Annotated in this window: 13 protein-coding genes; 4 read left to right on the plus strand and 9 right to left on the minus strand. The window is 66.8% G+C overall.

Features of this window, described 5'->3' with window-relative positions:
• Positions 1 to 29: 29 nt before the first annotated feature.
• On the plus strand, positions 30 to 644 hold the full coding sequence (locus API01S_RS21260; RefSeq protein ID WP_006218999.1) for an SCO family protein: 615 nt from the start codon (positions 30 to 32) through the stop codon (positions 642 to 644).
• Positions 645 to 779: 135 nt separating this feature from the next.
• Entirely contained in the window at positions 780 to 1,031 is a 252-nt protein-coding gene (locus API01S_RS21265) for a GlsB/YeaQ/YmgE family stress response membrane protein (RefSeq protein WP_006218998.1), read from the plus strand.
• A gap of 129 nt (positions 1,032 to 1,160) precedes the next feature.
• Here API01S_RS21265 and adeC read toward each other — a convergent pair whose 3' ends face one another.
• Genes adeC through API01S_RS21280 form a run of 3 tightly spaced genes read right to left on the minus strand, consistent with a single transcriptional unit; the run spans position 1,161 to position 7,005 of the window.
• Entirely contained in the window at positions 1,161 to 2,636 is a 1,476-nt protein-coding gene (adeC, locus tag API01S_RS21270) for an AdeC/AdeK/OprM family multidrug efflux complex outer membrane factor (protein ID WP_061306069.1), read from the minus strand.
• The gene (locus API01S_RS21275; protein ID WP_061306070.1) at positions 2,636 to 5,815 is read right to left on the minus strand and encodes an efflux RND transporter permease subunit; all 3,180 of its coding nucleotides are present in this window, start codon (positions 5,813 to 5,815) and stop codon (positions 2,636 to 2,638) included. The genes adeC and API01S_RS21275 overlap by 1 nt, the downstream gene beginning before the upstream one ends.
• A gap of 14 nt (positions 5,816 to 5,829) precedes the next feature.
• Positions 5,830 to 7,005, minus strand: a complete 1,176-nt coding sequence (locus API01S_RS21280) for an efflux RND transporter periplasmic adaptor subunit (protein WP_006218994.1) — start codon at positions 7,003 to 7,005, stop codon at positions 5,830 to 5,832.
• Between the two features lie 271 nt (positions 7,006 to 7,276).
• Here API01S_RS21280 and API01S_RS21285 point away from each other — a divergent pair, with 271 nt between their 5' ends.
• Complete coding sequence (locus API01S_RS21285) at positions 7,277 to 8,182, plus strand: LysR family transcriptional regulator (protein WP_006218992.1); 906 nt, start codon at positions 7,277 to 7,279, stop codon at positions 8,180 to 8,182.
• A 95-nt stretch (positions 8,183 to 8,277) separates the two neighbouring features.
• Here the strand turns inward: API01S_RS21285 and API01S_RS21290 are convergent, their stop codons facing one another.
• Entirely contained in the window at positions 8,278 to 9,009 is a 732-nt protein-coding gene (locus API01S_RS21290; RefSeq protein WP_006218991.1) for a pseudouridine synthase, read from the minus strand.
• A 56-nt stretch (positions 9,010 to 9,065) separates the two neighbouring features.
• Between API01S_RS21290 and API01S_RS21295 the strand changes: the two genes are divergently transcribed.
• On the plus strand, positions 9,066 to 9,686 hold the full coding sequence (locus tag API01S_RS21295) for a chorismate--pyruvate lyase family protein (RefSeq protein ID WP_061306071.1): 621 nt from the start codon (positions 9,066 to 9,068) through the stop codon (positions 9,684 to 9,686).
• A 118-nt stretch (positions 9,687 to 9,804) separates the two neighbouring features.
• On the opposite strand, the gene API01S_RS21300 is transcribed toward API01S_RS21295, so the two are convergent.
• Genes API01S_RS21300 through API01S_RS21320 form a run of 5 tightly spaced genes read right to left on the minus strand, consistent with a single transcriptional unit; the run spans position 9,805 to position 16,461 of the window.
• Positions 9,805 to 10,665, minus strand: a complete 861-nt coding sequence (locus API01S_RS21300; RefSeq protein WP_061306072.1) for an isocitrate lyase/PEP mutase family protein — start codon at positions 10,663 to 10,665, stop codon at positions 9,805 to 9,807.
• Positions 10,665 to 12,068, minus strand: a complete 1,404-nt coding sequence (locus API01S_RS21305; protein WP_061306073.1) for an FAD-dependent oxidoreductase — start codon at positions 12,066 to 12,068, stop codon at positions 10,665 to 10,667. Before API01S_RS21305 ends, API01S_RS21300 begins: the two co-directional genes overlap by 1 nt.
• Positions 12,065 to 12,673 (minus strand): cysteine hydrolase family protein, encoded by a 609-nt coding sequence (locus tag API01S_RS21310; RefSeq protein WP_061306074.1) that lies wholly within the window; start codon positions 12,671 to 12,673, stop codon positions 12,065 to 12,067. The genes API01S_RS21305 and API01S_RS21310 overlap by 4 nt, the downstream gene beginning before the upstream one ends.
• A 9-nt stretch (positions 12,674 to 12,682) precedes the next feature.
• Entirely contained in the window at positions 12,683 to 14,776 is a 2,094-nt protein-coding gene (locus API01S_RS21315) for a hydantoinase/oxoprolinase family protein (protein WP_061306075.1), read from the minus strand.
• On the minus strand, positions 14,773 to 16,461 hold the full coding sequence (locus API01S_RS21320; protein WP_061306076.1) for a hydantoinase B/oxoprolinase family protein: 1,689 nt from the start codon (positions 16,459 to 16,461) through the stop codon (positions 14,773 to 14,775). The genes API01S_RS21315 and API01S_RS21320 overlap by 4 nt, the downstream gene beginning before the upstream one ends.
• Positions 16,462 to 16,466: the final 5 nt, after the last annotated feature.

Genomic DNA, 16,466 nt, shown 5'->3' on the forward strand with positions numbered 1-16,466 from the left:
CCTTAACTCTTTCGGCCTCTCCTGGACTCATGCGACACCTACTTACCGGCCGCGCCTGGCGCGGCCTGCTGCTGGCCCTTTGCGTGTTTCTGGCCGCATGCGGCGATCGGAACGTCGACTGGACGCTCTACAACGTCAAGGGCCATTTGCCCGACCTGAAATTCTCGCTGCCCGGCGCAGGCGGCAAGACCATCAGCAGCGACGATCTCAAGGGCAAGACGGTTTTGCTGTTCTTCGGCTACGCCAGTTGCCCCGACATCTGCCCCACCACCATGGCGCAGTTGACGGCAGTGCTGCAAAACCTGGGCGACAAGGCCAAGAACGTGCGCATCGTGTTCGTCAGCGTGGATCCCCACCGCGACACGCCCGACATCCTGCAAGCCTATGTCAATGCCTTCAACAACAACGCCATCGGCGTGACGGGCGATGAAAAGCAGGTCGCCGACCTGGCCCGCCGCTACCGCGTGGCCTACCAGATCGAAAAGCCCCGGGCGGGCGACGACGCCGACATGTACGAAGTAACGCACAGCCGGGGCGTGTACATTTTCGACAAGGATGGCCGCGCGCGGCTGCTGGCGTCGGACACGGACAGCGTCGAGGCGCTGACCCACGACGTCGCCCAACTCATCGACATCACGTCCTGAAATACCCCGAACAGGCCGCAGCATGCGGCCTGTTGCATGGTGACCCCACATACCAGTTGTTACAGCCGCGCCCCAAAAAGCGTGAGTATCATCAGTGCACATCGCCCCCTTTTTTCCATAGCAAGGAGTACGCGCATGAGCATTATCATCATGATCATCGTCGGGTTCATCGTGGGTTTGATCGCCCGCGCCATCATGCCCGGAGACCAGAACATGGGGATCATCATGACCACCATCCTGGGTATCGTCGGCGCGGTGGTCGCCGGTTTCCTGGGTCAGACGATGGGCTGGTATGCAGAGGGAGAACCGGCGGGCTGGATCGCTTCGGTGATCGGCGCCATCATCGTCCTGTTCGTGGTTGGCCTAATCGCCCGCAAGCGCACGTGACGCCTTGCCAGACAAGCTTCAATGAAAAACGGGCCGATCTTTCGATCGGCCCGTTTTTTTTGCCCTGCCGCAACGCAGGGCCAAGAGCGGCGGACAAGCGGCATGCTTGCCCTGCCCGCGCTCGCAATCTTACGATCCTGCACCCGGCGCGGCCTGCGCCGTGACCGTGCGTTCGGTCCAGCCGCCGCCCAGCACCTTGTACAAGGTAACCAAGTTGGACAGCCGGGCCAGGCGCGTATCCACCAGCGCCTGTTGCGACGTATACAAAGAACGCTGCGAATCCAGCACGCTCAGGTAGTCGTCGATGCCCTGGCGGAAACGCTGGTCGGACGCGTCGTAGGCGCGCTGGTTGGCATTGACCAGCAAACGCTGCGCTTCGATCTGGTCGTCCAGCGTGCCACGCCCGGCCAGGGCGTCGGCCACTTCCCGAAAGCCCGTCTGGATGGACTTTTCGTACTGCGCAACCTGAATGTTCTTCTGCACCTTGGCCAGATCCAGATTGGCTTGCAGCGACCCACCCGCAAAGATCGGCACCGTAATACGGGGCACGAAGCTCCATGCCCCCGAACCGCCTTCGAACAGACCGCCCAGGCTGGCGCTGGCCGTGCCGGCCTGGCCCGTCAGCGTGATAGTCGGGAAGAACGCGGCGCGTGCCGCGCCGATGTTGGCGTTGGCGCCCTTGAGCTGATGCTCGGCCGCGCGGATGTCCGGGCGGCGCGCCAGCAGATCGGACGGCAAGCCGGCCGGCAAGGTGGTGGGCAACATGCCGTCATCCAGCTTCACGGCCTGATCCAGCGCCGCGACGATTTCCGGCGACATGGGCTGGCCCACCAGCAAAGTCAACGCATTGCGGTCCTGCGCGGCCTGACGCGTGTACTGCGACAGGTTGCGCTGGGCCGTGCGCAGCGACACTTCCGCCTGGCTCAGGTCCAGCGAGGTGGACAGGCCCTGGTCATAGCTTTGCTGCGTAAGCTTGAACGAATCTTCCTGGCTCTTGAGCGTCTCACGCGTGAGACCCAACAGTTCCTGGTCGGCGCGCAGCGTCAGATAGGCGTTAGCCACTTCAGCGATCAGCGCCAGCTGCGTGGCCGTGCGCGTTTCGTCCAGCGCCAGATACGACTCAAGCGCCTGGTCGCTCAGGCTGCGGATGCGGCCGAACAGGTCCAGCTCCCAGGCGGACAGGGCGGCGCCCACCTGGTAGTTGTGGCTGGTCGTGGCGCGGCCGCTGGCCGACAGGTCGGCAGGCGTGCGCTGCGCGCTTTCCTGCGCGGCCACGCCCACGCTGGGCAGCAGGTCTGCGCGCTGGATGCGGTACTGCGCGCGCGCCGCTTCCACGTTCAACGCCGCCACCCGCAGGTCGCGGTTGTTCGCCAGGGACAGCTCGATCAGCCGTTGCAGCAGCGGGTCGCTGAAGAAATCGCGCCAGCCGACGTCGGCGGTGGACATGCCCTGCGCCAACTGCGATCCGTCCGCCTTGTAGGCCGCGCCCGTCGGATAGGCGGCGCTGACCGGCGCATCGGGCCGTTCGTAGGTCGGAGCCAGCGAGCAGCCCGCCAGGGCCGCCGCCAGGGAAACAGACAATAAAGTTCTCATCTGAAGTTTCATTACGGTTGTCCTTCGGAGGACACTTCCTGCGAGCAGTTGGCGCTGGTGTCGTGCTTGTCTTTGTTTTCGCTCATGCGCTTGACCTTGAACACGCGCAGCATGATGACGAAGAAGGCCGGAACAAAGAAGATGGCCAGGAACGTGCCGGTCAACATGCCGCCGATCACGCCCGTGCCGATGGCGTTCTGGCTGCCCGACCCGGCGCCCGACGAAATCGCCAGCGGCGTCACGCCCAGGATGAACGCCAGCGACGTCATCAGGATGGGACGCAAGCGTTGGCGGGCAGCGTGGATGGCCGATTCGGTCAGGCTTGCGCCGGACTCGAAGTGCTCCTTGGCGAACTCCACGATCAGGATGGCGTTCTTGGCCGCCAGCCCCACCGTCGTCAACAGCCCCACCTGGAAGTACACGTCGTTGGACAGGCCGCGCGCCAGCGTCGCCAGCAGTACGCCGATAATGCCCAGCGGCACCACCAGCATCACCGCCGTCGGGATGGACCAGCTTTCGTACAACGCGGCCAGGCACAGGAACACGACGATCAGCGATATCGCGTAGAGCGCCGGAGCCTGCGAGCCCGACAGCCGTTCTTCAAACGACAGCCCGGTCCATTCAAAGCCCACGCCCACCGGCAGCTTGGCCGCCAGCCGTTCCATCTCCTGCATGGCTGCGCCCGAGCTATAGCCCGGCGCCGCCTGGCCCTGGATGTTGTAGGACGGCACGCCGTTGTAGCGGTTCAGCTTTTGCGGGCCGAAGCTCCACGTCGCTTTCGAGAATGCCGAGAACGGCACCATGTCGCCCGCGTTGTTGCGCACGTACCATTTGTTCAGGTCTTCCGGCAGCATGCGCGAGGACGCCTCGCCCTGCGCGAACACCTTCTTCACGCGGCCACGGTCGATGAAGTCGTTGACGTACGACGAGCCCCACGCGGTGGCCAGGGTGCTGTTGATGTCCGACACGGCAACACCCAGCGCCCGCGCCTTCTCGCGGTCGATATCCAGCTGGTACTGCGGCGCGTCTTCGATGCCGTTGGGACGCACGCCCACCAGCACCGGGCTCTTGGCGGCTTCGCCCAGCAGCTGATTGCGCGCGGCAAGCAGCTTTTCATGGCCCACGCCGGCGCGGTCCATCAGCTGGAAGTCAAAGCCGGTGACGTTGCCCAGCTCCATCACGGACGGCGGCGGCACCACGAACATCTGCGCGCGGCGTTCGGTCTTGGCGAAGTGCGCGTTGGCGCGCGCCGCCACGGCGCCGGCCTTCAGGCTGGCGTCGCCGCGTTCTTCCCAGTCGCGCAGCTTGATGAACAGGATGGACGCGTTCTGGCCACGGCCGCCGAAGTTGAAGCCGTTGACGGCGAACACCGACGTCACGGCATCCTTTTCCTCGGTCAGCAGGTACTTGGTGGCGTCGTCGATGACGGCCTTGGTGGCCTCGGCGGTGGCGCCGGCAGGCGTCTGGATCTGGGCGAACAAAATGCCCTGATCCTCGGCCGGCAGGAACGCCGTGGGAATGCGCGTGAACAGCCAGCCCATGGCAATGACCAGCGCCAGGTACACGATCATCAGGCGCTTGGTGCGGTTCAGCCCGCGCGCCACCGTGTTGGCGTAACCGTTGCTGCTGCGCTCGAACGTACGGTTGAACCAGCCGAAGAAGCCGCGCTTGGAGCCGTGATGGCCCTTCGGAATGGGCTTGAGCAGGGTTGCGCACAAGGCCGGCGTAAAGACGATGGCGACCAGCACCGACAGCACCATCGAGGACACGATCGTGATGGAGAACTGGCGGTAGATGACGCCCGTGGAGCCGCCGAAGAAGGCCATCGGGATGAACACGGCGGCCAGCACCATGGCGATACCGATCAGCGCGCCCGTGATCTGGCCCATGGACTTGCGGGTGGCCTGCTTGGGCGTCAAGCCCTCTTCGGCCATCACGCGTTCCACGTTTTCCACCACCACGATGGCGTCATCCACCAGCAGGCCGATGGCCAGCACCATGCCGAACATCGTCAGCGTATTGATGGAATAGCCGAACGCGGCCAGCACGCCGAAGGTGCCCAGCAACACGACCGGCACGGCCAGCGTGGGAATGATGGTGGCGCGGAAGTTCTGCAGGAACAGGTACATCACCAGGAAGACCAGGATGATGGCTTCCACCAGCGTCTTGAACACTTCATGGATCGACAGGCTGACGAACGGCGTCGTGTCGTAGGGATACACGACGTCCATGCCCGGCGGGAAGTAAGGCTTGAGGTTGTTGATGGTGTCGCGCACGGCCTGCGCCGTGTCCAGCGCGTTGGCGCCCGGCGCCAGCTTGATCGCCAGGCCCGAAGCGGGCTTGCCGTTGTAGAAGCTGTCGATGGCGTAGGTCTGCCCGCCCAGCTCGATACGCGACACGTCGCCCAGGCGCACCTGCGAACCATCGGCATTGACCTTGAGCAGGATGCGGCTGAAGTCTTCCGGCTTTTCCAGACGCGACGGCCCGATGATGGTGGCGTTCAGCTGCTGGCCGCGCACGGACGGCAGGCCGCCCAGCTGGCCCGACGACACCTGCACGTTCTGTTCCTTGATCGCCGCGACCACGTCCACCGTGGTCAGCCCGTAGTTCACGAGCTTTGCGGGATCCAGCCAGATGCGCATGGCGTACTGCGAACCGAACAGCTGGAAATCGCCCACGCCCTGCGTGCGGCTGATGGGATCCTGCACGTAGGACGCGACGTAATCGGCCAGGTCGTCCTTGGTCATCGTGCCGTCGGTGGACACGAAGCCCGCGACGATCAGGAAGTTCTTCGTGGCCTTGGTGACGCGGATGCCCTGCTGCTGCACTTCCTGCGGCAACAGCGGCTGCGCCAGTGCCAGCTTGTTCTGCACCTGCACCTGCGCCGTGTCCGGGTTGGTGCCCTGCTTGAAGGTCAGCGTGATGGACATGCTGCCGTCGGAATTGCTTTCCGACGAGATGTATTGCAGGCCGTCCAGGCCGTTCATCTGCTGCTCGATCACCTGCACGACGGTGTCCTGCACGGTCTGCGCGGAGGCGCCCGGGTAGGTCACCGCGATGCCGATGGCGGGCGGCGCGATGTTGGGATATTGCGAGACCGGCAATTGCAGGATGGACAGCGCACCGGCCATCATCAGCACGATCGCGATCACCCACGCGAAAACCGGCCTATCGATAAAAAACTTTGCCATGCAAGGCTCCCTGATTACTGCTTGGCCGGGGCGGCATTGGCCGCCTGCGGCTGCTGCGCGGTGGCGCCTGCTTCGGTGGCGACGACTTCGACGCCCGGGCGCACCATTTGCAAGCCTTCCACGATGACCTTGTCGCCCGCGGCCAGGCCGTCGGTGACGAGCCACTTGTCGCCAATGGCGCGGTCGGTCTTCAGTTCACGCAGTTCGACCTGGTTCTTGGCGTTGACCACCAGCGCGGTCGGCAGGCCGCGCTGATTGCGCGTCACGCCGCGTTGCGGCACCAGCAGGCCATCGGCGGCCACGCCGTCGGCCAGTCGCGCACGCACGAACATGCCCGGCAGGAGACGGCGGTCGGGGTTGGGGAACACGGCGCGCAGCGTGATCGAGCCAGTGCCCTGATCCACCGTCACTTCCGAAAACTGCAACTTGCCCGTCTGCTTGTATTGCGAGCCGTCTTCCAGCGTCAGCGACACCAGCGCTGCCTGCTCGCCTTCCGCTTTCTTCAACTGGCCGCTGGCCAGCGCGTCCTGCAAGCGCAGCAACTGCACGCTGGACTGGGTCACGTCGACGTAAATGGGGTCGATCTGCTGCACCGAGGCCAGGGCGGCCGCCTGGTTGGCGGTCACGAGCGCGCCTTCGGTCACCGAGGAACGGCCGATGATGCCGTCGATCGGCGACAGCACCTTGGTGTAGACGAGGTTGATGCGCGCGGTGTCCAGCGCGGCCTTGGCTGACAGCACATCGGCGGCAGCCTGATCGCGCGACGCCACGGCGTTGTCGTAGGTCTGCTGGCTGACGGCGCGGGTTGCGACCAGCGGCTTGTAGCGCTCGGCCAGCAGCGCGGCGGTCTTTTGCTGCGCTTGCGCACGGGCCAGCGCAGCCTTCTGGCTGTCGTAGCTGGCTTGATACAGGGCCGGGTCGATCTGATAGAGCTGCTGACCGGCCTTGACCTCGCCGCCTTCCGTGAACAATCGCTTCTGCACGATGCCGTTCACCTGGGGCCGCACTTCGGCCACGCGGAACGCGGACGTGCGGCCCGGCAATTCGGTGGTCAGGGATACGGGTTGCGTCGTCAGCGTCACGACGGTGACTTGCGGTTTGCCCGCTTGCGGCGCGTCTTGCTTCTTGCCGCAGGCGGCCAGGGTGAGAGCCGATGCCGTCAGCGTGACCACTGCCGCGCTGCGCCACATAGCGCTTTTCTTATTCATAGATATTCCCGATTTCCGACAAAAAAGGAGCCCGCCTCGCGCCCTTGCAGGGAGAGGCCTTGTGCATCAACTGGGTGGATGGGCATTGAAAACGCAAGAGGGGCTTTAGTGCATTGCTGCATTGCAGAACCCGCATTCTGAGTTATCCCGCCCCAGAAACAAAGGGGCGCTTAAAGAAAACATCATTCCATTTATGGGACAATTTTCCACTGGGACTTTGTGAAAGAATCTCGCCATGAAACGCTTACAAGGCATGGAACTCTTCGTCGAAGTGGCCAAGACACGCAGTTTTAGCCGCGCTGCAGCAACACTGGGCGTGCCGAAATCGACGTTGTCTCGCCAGGTGGCCGAATTGGAAAAATCGGTCGGCCTGCGCCTGTTGAGCCGCACCACCCGCAAGGTGGAACTGACCGACGCCGGCCGGCTGTACTTCGAACGCTGCCAACGCATCGTCGCCGAAGCGCAGATTGCCCATGAAGAACTGCAAAAGCTGGTCGACACGCCGGCCGGGCCGCTGCGGGTGAACATGCCGGCGGATTTCGGCACCGACTTCCTGGCTGAATCGTTCATGGAGTTCTCCCGCCGCTATCCCGACGTCACATTCTTCCTGGACCTGGCAAACCCGGACCACGCCTCGCGCGTGTTCCAGACCTGCGATATCTCGATCGAAATCGGCGACCTGCCCGACTCGACGCAAATCGCCCGGCTGCTGGGCATGCTGCCCGCTCACCTCTACGCCTCGCACGATTACCTGGACAAGCACGGAGAACCCAAACATCCCAGTGACTTGACCCGCCACGAGTGCATTGAGTTCCGCGCGGAAGGCGCGGGCCGCGTGACCCGCTGGCCACTGAGCAACGGCGACCAGCACATCGAATTCACGCCGGGCAACCGGTTTTCGGTCAATGGCGTAGCCATGGCGCGGCGACTGGCCATGCTGGGCGCGGGCATTGCGGTGCTGGTGGGCGGCCAGACGGCGGAACAGCAATCAGGGCAGTTGCGCCGCGTGTTGCCCGACTGGCAACTGGGCCCCTTCCCTGTCTACGCCGTGACCGAAACGCGGCTGCTGCCGGCCAAGACCCGGATCTTCATCGAATTCCTGATGGAGCGCCTGGGCAGCAACGGGCAAGCGAAGGATACGCCCGCTTTCATGAAATAACGGCGCGTTCGAAACAGACTGAAAAATCTGCTGACGCCCGACTTCACTTGTCGGCGAAGTCGAACAGATAGCTGACTGATTGCTGAACGAAAAAGTCAGAACGCTTCGTCGTCGCGCAGGTAGCGCCACTGCCCCAGCGGCAGGTCGCCCAGCGACACGCGCCCGATGCGCACGCGCTTCAAGCCCACCACTTTCAGGCCGACCAGTTCGCACATGCGGCGGATCTGGCGCTTCTTGCCTTCGCGCAGCACAAAGCGCAGTTGATCGTGGTTCTGCCAGCGCACCTGCGCGGGCTTGAGCGCCTTGCCGTCGAGCGACAGGCCGTGATTCAGCAATTGCAGGCCACGGTCGGACAGTTCGCCCTGCACCCGCACCAGGTATTCCTTGTCGACGCTGGAGTCTTCGCCGATCAGATGCTTGGCGATGCGGCCGTCCTGCGTCAGCACCAGCAGGCCTTGCGAATCGATGTCCAGACGGCCGGCCACTGCCAGGCCTTCCAAGTGCGCGCGCTCGAAGCGCTGCGGATGGCGGTCGTTGGCAAAGCGTGAGCGCGCATCGATCAGCGCGACGGCGGGCGTGTAGCCCTTTTCCGCCTGGCCCGACACATAACCCACCGGCTTGTTGATCAGGATGGTGACGCGCGAGGTCTGGCGCGCCTGCGCGGCGCGCTCAAGCGTGATGACCTGGTCGGGAAACGCCTTGGCGCCCAGTTCGGACACCACGACGCCGTCCACGCGGACCCAGCCGCGTTCGATATAGCTGTCGGCCTCGCGGCGCGAGCAGAGTCCGCGCTCGGACATGAGCTTGGAGATACGTACTTTTTCCATGGGCGGTATTGTATGCGTTGGCAGGCGCCCCGCCGGGCTTGGCATAATACGCAGCCATGATGAAACCCGCAGCCCATCACCCCCCGCTTGCTCCTGGCTGGCTGGCCGCCGCGCCGCCCGTCCTTTCCTCCACCGTGCGCCACTGGCTGTTCCGCCCGGGCGCGCTGACCGCCGGCTTGCGCCAGGTGGGCCAGGTGCGCCTCCGCGTACTGGCCGAATACGCCGATGGCGCGCCGCGCGATGAAGCCCTGGCCATGGGCATCGCGCCCGGTACGCCCGTATGGATCCGCGAAGTGCTGATGTCGGTCGATGGCGTGGACAGCGTGCCCGCCCGCAGCCTGACGCCGCTGCGCGCCTCGCACGGCGCATGGCAAGGCATGCGCCGGCTGCTGACCCGGCCGCTGGCCGACATGCTGTATCACGACAGCACCGTCATCCGCTCGCCGTTCGCCTGCCGCAGGCTGGCATCGCCAGTGCCGTTTCACGCGACGGCAAGCGGCGTGCTGCCTGCCGGCGAGCGCATGCAGGAAGCGCACCGCATCTGGGCGCGCCGGTCCGTGTTCTGGCGCCAAGGCCAGCCGCTGCTGGTGGCCGAATGCTTCCTGCCCGGTTTCTGGGACGTGGTCGCCGGACAGCCTGCGCCGCCACTGGTGCCGCATCAGCGCACGGCGCGATAAAGCGCCAGGACGCCAGGGCGTTGAAGCGCTAAGGCGTTAGGGCGTTAAGACGTTGAAGCGCTAAGACGCTAAGGCGCTAAGGCGCTAAGACATTGAAGCGTATGCGCCCCGCGCGCGCTCACCCTTCGTAGCGCCGCCCCAGCTCCAGCAACGCCGGCGTCCCGATCACGTCATTCAGTCCGTCAAAATCCAGCATGCGGTCTTTCCACGGCGCGGTCGTGCCGTGCTCGCGCAGGCTGCCGTAATAGCCCTGCAAGGTATGCGCCACGGCGCGAGCCGTGCCCCCGGGAAAGATCACGATGCGAAAGCCCAGCGCCGTCAGCGCGTCGGCGCTTTGCACCGGCGTCTTGCCGCCTTCGACCATATTGGCCAGCAGCGGCACGCGCGCGGCGAAGCGTGCGCAGGCCACCTGCATCTGTTCGGGCGTGCGCAGCGCTTCGATGAACAACGCGTCCGCGCCCGCTTCCAGATAGGCTTCCGCGCGGTCCAGCGCCGCCTCCAGGCCTTCGACGGCCACCGCGTCGGTGCGCGCAAGGATCAACGTCGACGACGAGACGCGCGCGTCCACCGCCGCCCGCAGCTTCCCGCTCATCTCGGCGGCAGGCACTACCGTCTTGCCGTCCAGATGCCCGCAACGCTTGGGAAAGGTCTGGTCTTCCAACTGGATCATCGCCGCGCCCGCGCGTTCGAATCCGCGCACCGTGCGCTGCGTGTTCAAGGCGTTGCCAAAGCCCGTGTCGGCATCCACGATGACCGGCGTGGCGACGCGTTCGGTGATGCGGGCCAAGCTGTCCTCGACCTCCGAGTACGTGGTCAGGCCGATGTCTGAGCGTCCCAGCCGCGTATAGGCAATCGACGCGCCCGACAGGTACAGCGCATCGAAGCCCGCCTGCTCGGCGATCAGCGCCGACAAGGGGTCGTACACGCCCGGCGCCAGCACCGCGCCCGTGGACAGCCTGGTTTTGAGATCTTGCGTCATCAGAATTCCCTGGAAAGCGTCTGGCCCAGCGTGGCGGCGGCGGTCGCGGCGGCGATGTAGCCCCCGGCCACGGCACTGAGCAGCCCGTTGCCGGACAGATAGCCCGACACCTCGTTGCCCGACACGCCGCGCGCGGCCCCGCCGGCGGCCAACAGATTGGGCAGGGCCTGGCCATCACGGTCGAGCACGCGGCATTGCGCATCGATGTCCAGCCCGCCCTGCGTGTGAAACAGCGCGCCGGTCACCTTGACGGCGTGATACGGCGCTTGCAGACCGCGTTCGAAACGACGGCCATGTATGTCGTCGGCGTCCGGGCTGACAGCTTGCAGCGTCTGGCGCAGGGTGTCCGCTGCGCAGCCGATCAGCGCCGCCAGTTCGGGCAGGCCCGCGCAGGTCTTGAGCGCATGGCCCTCCTCGGCCGCCACAAAATCGGGAAAGCCGCGCGCCAGCGCCAGGGTGCGGTCGTCGAACACATTCCACGCCACGCCGCCCGGCTGCGCCAGCACGTGCACCGCCGCTTCCGAGTACCCGTGCGTCTCGTCATGAAAGCGCAGGCCATCGGCGTTGATCTGCACGCCGCCATCCATCATGACCGCCCAGGAGATCAGCGCGCCCTGCGGGGTAGCCCAGGAACCGTGCCCCTGGTAGCCGCCCAGATCGGCCAGACGCGCGCCCAGCTGCATGCCCCACCCGATGGCGCTGCCATCGTTGCCGACGTGGCCGCCGTACACGGCGTCGCGCATTGCCGGCAAATGTTCGGCCACCATGGCGGCGTTGCCGCCAAAGCCATTGCACGCCAGGATCAGCACGTCGCAGCCGATCACTTCGACCGAACCGTCGGGGCGTTCGCAGCCCACGGCGGTGATGCGTCCGTCTTCGCCCACCCATAATTCGCGGGCCAGCGCGCGCGTCAACAACATCGCACCCGCGCTCGTCGCGGCGCGTTCCAGCGCGGCCACCAGCGCCTGGCCCGTGCGTTCGGGCAAGGCATGCATGCGGCGCGCGTGATGGCCGGGGTAGAGAAAGCCGTCCAGCACCTCGAAGGCCAGGCCGTGGCGCGCCAACAGATCCATCGCCGGCGCTGCCGCGCCCGTGTACGCCGCCACCAGATGGGGCGCCGCCGTGCCGTGGGCCTTGGCCTGGATGTCGGCGGCAAAGCGCGCCGCGTCATCGTCGATGCCGGCCGTGCGCTGCACGGCCGAGCCCGCCGCCGGGATGAACCCGGAGGACAGCGCCGTCGAGCCGCTGGGCGTGGCGTCGCGTTCGATCAATACGGTGTCGATACCGGCGCTGGCCAGCCGCAGCGCGGCGGTCAACCCACACGCGCCCGCGCCGATGATCAGCACCGGCACGTGCATGGCGTCGGCGTCCGGCGCGCCGTGCTTGATGAGCGGCGCGCTCACGGCGCCAGCCTGCCCAGGAAGTCCTGGCAGCTGATGACGTCCGCCACCGTGCGCAGGTCGGCCAGCGCGGCCTCGTGCATGGCCGGCGTGGGCGCGGCGCAGCCGTCGGCCAGCACCGTCACGTGATAGTCGCGCATGTGCGCGTCGCGCGCCGTGCTGGCCACGCCGCCGTTGGTGACGATGCCGGCGATCACCACGCTGGACACACCCGCGCGGCGCAACACCCAATCAAGCTGCGTGTTGAAGAACGCGGAATACGCCACCTTCCACACCGACACGTCCACCAGTCCGTCCAGCTCGGCCACATTGGCCTGGCCCGGCGAACCTGCGGCGAAATCGCCCTTGCGCAGAAACGGACGCAGCTGCTTCAGATGCGGCGAGATCATCGGTTCGCCATGCGCGTCGGGCCATAGCGTGAACAGGCTGGCCGCCACGAAGCCGCCGTGCGACTTGAGCGCGCGCGCCACCGGCGCCACGCGGGCCGGCAAGGCGCGGGCCTCGCGGCTGACCGCGGCGCCCCGGTCATAGGCGCCGCCGGGCGACAGGAAATCGTTTTGCAGATCAATGACAAGCAAGGCCGTCGTGCGCGGGTCCAGGGGTTGCATGGTGGTCTCCTAGGCGTCCTGCCGGCTGATCAACAGATTGCCCAGCGTGTCGACGCGGCCGGCAAAGCCGGGCTCGATCCAGATGGTGGTGTCGGGCTGTTCAAGAATGGCGGGGCCCGCGACTTCGGCCCCCACGGGCAGGTCCAGCCGCGCAAAGCGCACAGCTTCGCGCCATTGCCCCGCATGGAACACCTGCTGCGTGCCCAGCGCGGCCGGCATGTCGCGCGAGGTGGGCGCCAGCAGCGACAGGTCGAACTTCGGCCGCTGGCCGATACGCGCATAGCGCAGGTTCAGGATGCGCACGGCAATCCCCGACAGGCTGCGGCCGAACGCCGCGCAATAGGCGCGTTCGAACGCGGCGGCGATGCCCGGGCGCGTCAGCGCGTCGCGCGCGACTTCCACGCGCACCGTATGGCTCTGGCCCACGTACAGCATGTCCAGCTCGATGCTTTCGCGGATTCCCTCGAAGGCCACGCCCGCCGAGTCCAGGCGCTCCTGGCAGGCCGCCGCCAGGCCGTCGATGCGCGCCAGCAGATCCTCGGTATCCAGGCCGTCCAGCGGCGTATTCAGCGTCTGCACGCCGTCGTGGCGCATGTCGGCCATGACGCAGCCCAGCGCCGACGTCACGCCCGGGTAACGCGGCACGATGCCGTGCGCCGCATCCACTTCGTTCATCATGGCGCACACGTGCAGCGCGCCGCCGCCGCCGAACGGCATGTAGGCGAACTTGCGCGGATCGTGTCCGCGTTCGATGGAGACGACACGGATCGCGCCCGCCATCTTGGCGTTGGCCACGGTCAGGATCGCCTCGGCCGCCGCGTGTACGTCCAGGCCGAGCGGCTTGGCGACGTGTTCGTCGATGGCCGCGCGCGCCAGCGCCACGTCCATGCTGGCCAGCAGGCCGCCGCCCAACGGACGGTCGGCGGCGATGCGGCCCAGCAGCACATTGGCGTCCGTGACTGTGGGGCGGCTGTTGCCGCGTCCGTAGCAGGCGGGGCCGGGGATGCTGCCGGCGGACTCGGGGCCCACCTGCAACAGGCCGCCCGCGTCCACGCTGGCGATCGAGCCGCCGCCCGCGCCGATGGTTTCGATCTGGATCATCGGCGCGCGCACCACCATGCCGAAGTCGATCACGGTCTGCGCCGATAGCGAAGCTTCGCCGCCCGCCACCAGCGACACGTCGAACGAGGTGCCGCCCATGTCACCCGTGACGACGTTGGGAAAGCCCGATGCGCGCGCAATCGCGGCGCAAGCGATCACGCCCGCTGCGGGCCCCGACAGCGCGGTGCGCACCGGCACGTCGCACGCCGTCTGGCGCGACATCACGCCGCCGTTGCTCTGCACTACCAGCAGTTCGCCGTCAAAGCCATGTTCGCGCAGGTCGGTATCCAGCCGCGTCAGGTAGCTGCCCACCACCGGTTGCAGCGCGGCGTTCAGCACCGCCGTCGAGCAGCGTTCGAATTCGCGGATCTCGGGCAGCACTTCGGTCGCCGCCGTGACGTTGCCGTTGGGCCAGAGGGCGCGCACGCGCGCCGCCGCCTGCGCCTCATTGACCGGGTTGGCGTAAGCGTTGACGAAGAACACGCAGACCGCCTCGCAGCCGCGCTCAAGCAGCTCGCGAGCGGCCGCTTCGACTTCGTCCAGGTTCACGGGCGTGTGCACGGCGCCATCGGCCAGCACGCGTTCGCTGACCTCCAGGCGCAGGTCGCGCGGCACGATGGGCTCGTAGTGGCCGCGCAGGCCCCAGGTCTGCGGCCGGTCGCGCCGCCGCATCTCCAGCACATCGCGAAAGCCCGCCGTGGTGATGATGCCGGTGCGCGCCACCTTGCGCTCCAGCAAGGCGTTGGTGCCCACGGTCGTGCCGTGCACGATGGTGGCAATGGCGTCCGCGCCATCGGCCACGCGCGCGATGCCGTTCATGAAGCCGCGCGCCTCTTCGCCGCGCGTCGAGGGCACCTTGACCACGCGCGCCGTCCCGCCCGCTTCGTCCAGCACGAAGAGGTCGGTGAATGTGCCGCCCACGTCCACGCCTACGACCAGCCCCGCCTTACCGTCGCGCGCGGGCTTGTCCGCCTGGGTCTTGTCCCGTTGTGCCGCGTTCATGCCAACTGCTCCTTCGTGTTGTTGCCCGCCACGCCGGCCGCGCCGACATAGCCCATCTTGCGATCATGTTCGCGCGCGGCCGGATCGCGGCTGGCGGCGTCGCCATAGCCGCCTCCGCCCGGCGTCTCCAGCCGCACGCGGTCACCGCGTTGCAGCGCAATGCCCAGCATCTTCGAGCTCATTGGCGGCGTGCGCCATTGCCCGTCCTGCTGATAGCGAAAAACGTTCAGCGCCGCCTCGCCGCCGCCCGCGATGCCCTTGGGCGCGCTGCGGCCGCGCTCGCCGAAGATGAAGGCTTCGGCGCTGTCTTCCAGCAATTCGATTTCATAGATGGCGCCGAGGCCGCCGCGATGCGCGCCGTCTCCCGCCGAATCCGGCCGCAGCGCCCACTGCGTGAAACGCACGGGATACGCGGCCTCCAGGATTTCCAGCGGCGGAATCGTGGCGGTGGAGATCGGCGCGTTGCCGTGGCTCAGGCCATCGCCGTCGGCATGCCCGCCGTGGCCGCCGCCAAAAAAGCTGAACATCACCCAGCGCTGGCCCCGGCGCGCCGCGTCGCTGCGATAGCCCGCGATGGACAGCGCGTTGATGGTGCCGTAGGCCTGCGCCATGGCGCGCTCGGGCGCGGCTTTCGCCATCGCGCAGAAGATCACGTCGATCATGCGCAATATGGTTTCCGTATAGCCGCCCACGGGGCGCGGACGGTCGGCCGAGATGACCAGGCCATCCGGCAGCACCACGTCCACCGCGTCCAGCACGCCAGCGTTGGCCGGCACGTCGGGGAACAGGTGCTTGAGCGCCACGTAGCAGGCCGCAATTGCGGTGGCGCGCGAGATATTGACCGGGCCAGCGCAAGCGGGCGAGGTGCCGTTGAAGTCCAGCGTCAGCCGGTCGCCCTGGATACTCAGCTTGAGCGCGATGCGCAGCGCCACGTCGCGCACGCCATCGTTGTCGAGCATGTCCTCGAACGAATAATCCCCGTCCGGCAGGCGCGCGATGTGATCGCGCATCAGGCGCCGCGCGCGCTCGCGCAAGGTGCCCAGGGATTCCAGCACGGTGGCGTCGCCGTACTCGTCCAGCAGCCCGTCCAGACGGCCCGCGCCCAGTTCCAGCGCGGCCAACTGGCCGTTCAGATCGCCCCACAGGCTGTCCGGCAAGCGCGTGTTGGCCTTCAGGATGGCCAGCACGTCCAGGTCCAGCACGCCGGCCCGCACGATGCGCACGGGCGGAATCTGCACGGCCTCCTGCCAGCATTCGGTGGCAGCGGGGTTGTAGTTGCCGGGCACCGCGCCGCCCACGTCGTGCCAATGCGCGGCCGAGGCCAGGAAGCAGAACAGCCGGCCATCGCGGAACACCGGTCGCACCAGCTTGAAGTCGTTCGCGTGCGTGCCGCCTTCGTAGGGGTCGTTGAAGAGCCAGACGTCGCCGTCCACCATGCCGCCGCGCTCGGCCGCCGCCTTGGCCGCGGCCTTGACCGCGAAGGCCATCGCGCCCACGAAGACGGGCAGACCGGACTTGCCCTGGATCAGCGTGGCGCCGGTGGCCGCGTCGTACATGCCGTGGCAGGCGTCGTGGGCCTCGGCAATGATGGGGTTGAACGCGCTGCGGTACAGCGTCGCGTCCATCTCATCGGCAATCTGTTCCAGACGGCCCTTCAGGACCGCCAGGGTGACGGGATCAAGCATCGTGT

Origin of the sequence: Achromobacter piechaudii NBRC 102461 (genome assembly GCF_001571245.1) — a bacterium.
Lineage (GTDB): Bacteria > Pseudomonadota > Gammaproteobacteria > Burkholderiales > Burkholderiaceae_B > Achromobacter > Achromobacter piechaudii.

What these genes read in the sequence shown, in the direction of transcription:
- API01S_RS21260 (WP_006218999.1), top strand. Translation starts at nt 30, where the DNA reads ATGCGACACCTACTTACCGGCCGCGCCTGGCGCGGCCTGCTGCTGGCC.
- API01S_RS21265 (WP_006218998.1), top strand. Translation starts at nt 780, where the DNA reads ATGAGCATTATCATCATGATCATCGTCGGGTTCATCGTGGGTTTGATC.
- adeC (WP_061306069.1), bottom strand. Translation starts at nt 2,636, where the DNA reads ATGAAACTTCAGATGAGAACTTTATTGTCTGTTTCCCTGGCGGCGGCC.
- API01S_RS21275 (WP_061306070.1), bottom strand. Translation starts at nt 5,815, where the DNA reads ATGGCAAAGTTTTTTATCGATAGGCCGGTTTTCGCGTGGGTGATCGCG.
- API01S_RS21280 (WP_006218994.1), bottom strand. Translation starts at nt 7,005, where the DNA reads ATGTGGCGCAGCGCGGCAGTGGTCACGCTGACGGCATCGGCTCTCACC.
- API01S_RS21285 (WP_006218992.1), top strand. Translation starts at nt 7,277, where the DNA reads ATGGAACTCTTCGTCGAAGTGGCCAAGACACGCAGTTTTAGCCGCGCT.
- API01S_RS21290 (WP_006218991.1), bottom strand. Translation starts at nt 9,009, where the DNA reads ATGGAAAAAGTACGTATCTCCAAGCTCATGTCCGAGCGCGGACTCTGC.
- API01S_RS21295 (WP_061306071.1), top strand. Translation starts at nt 9,066, where the DNA reads ATGATGAAACCCGCAGCCCATCACCCCCCGCTTGCTCCTGGCTGGCTG.
- API01S_RS21300 (WP_061306072.1), bottom strand. Translation starts at nt 10,665, where the DNA reads ATGACGCAAGATCTCAAAACCAGGCTGTCCACGGGCGCGGTGCTGGCG.
- API01S_RS21310 (WP_061306074.1), bottom strand. Translation starts at nt 12,673, where the DNA reads ATGCAACCCCTGGACCCGCGCACGACGGCCTTGCTTGTCATTGATCTG.
- API01S_RS21315 (WP_061306075.1), bottom strand. Translation starts at nt 14,776, where the DNA reads ATGAACGCGGCACAACGGGACAAGACCCAGGCGGACAAGCCCGCGCGC.
- API01S_RS21320 (WP_061306076.1), bottom strand. Translation starts at nt 16,461, where the DNA reads ATGCTTGATCCCGTCACCCTGGCGGTCCTGAAGGGCCGTCTGGAACAG.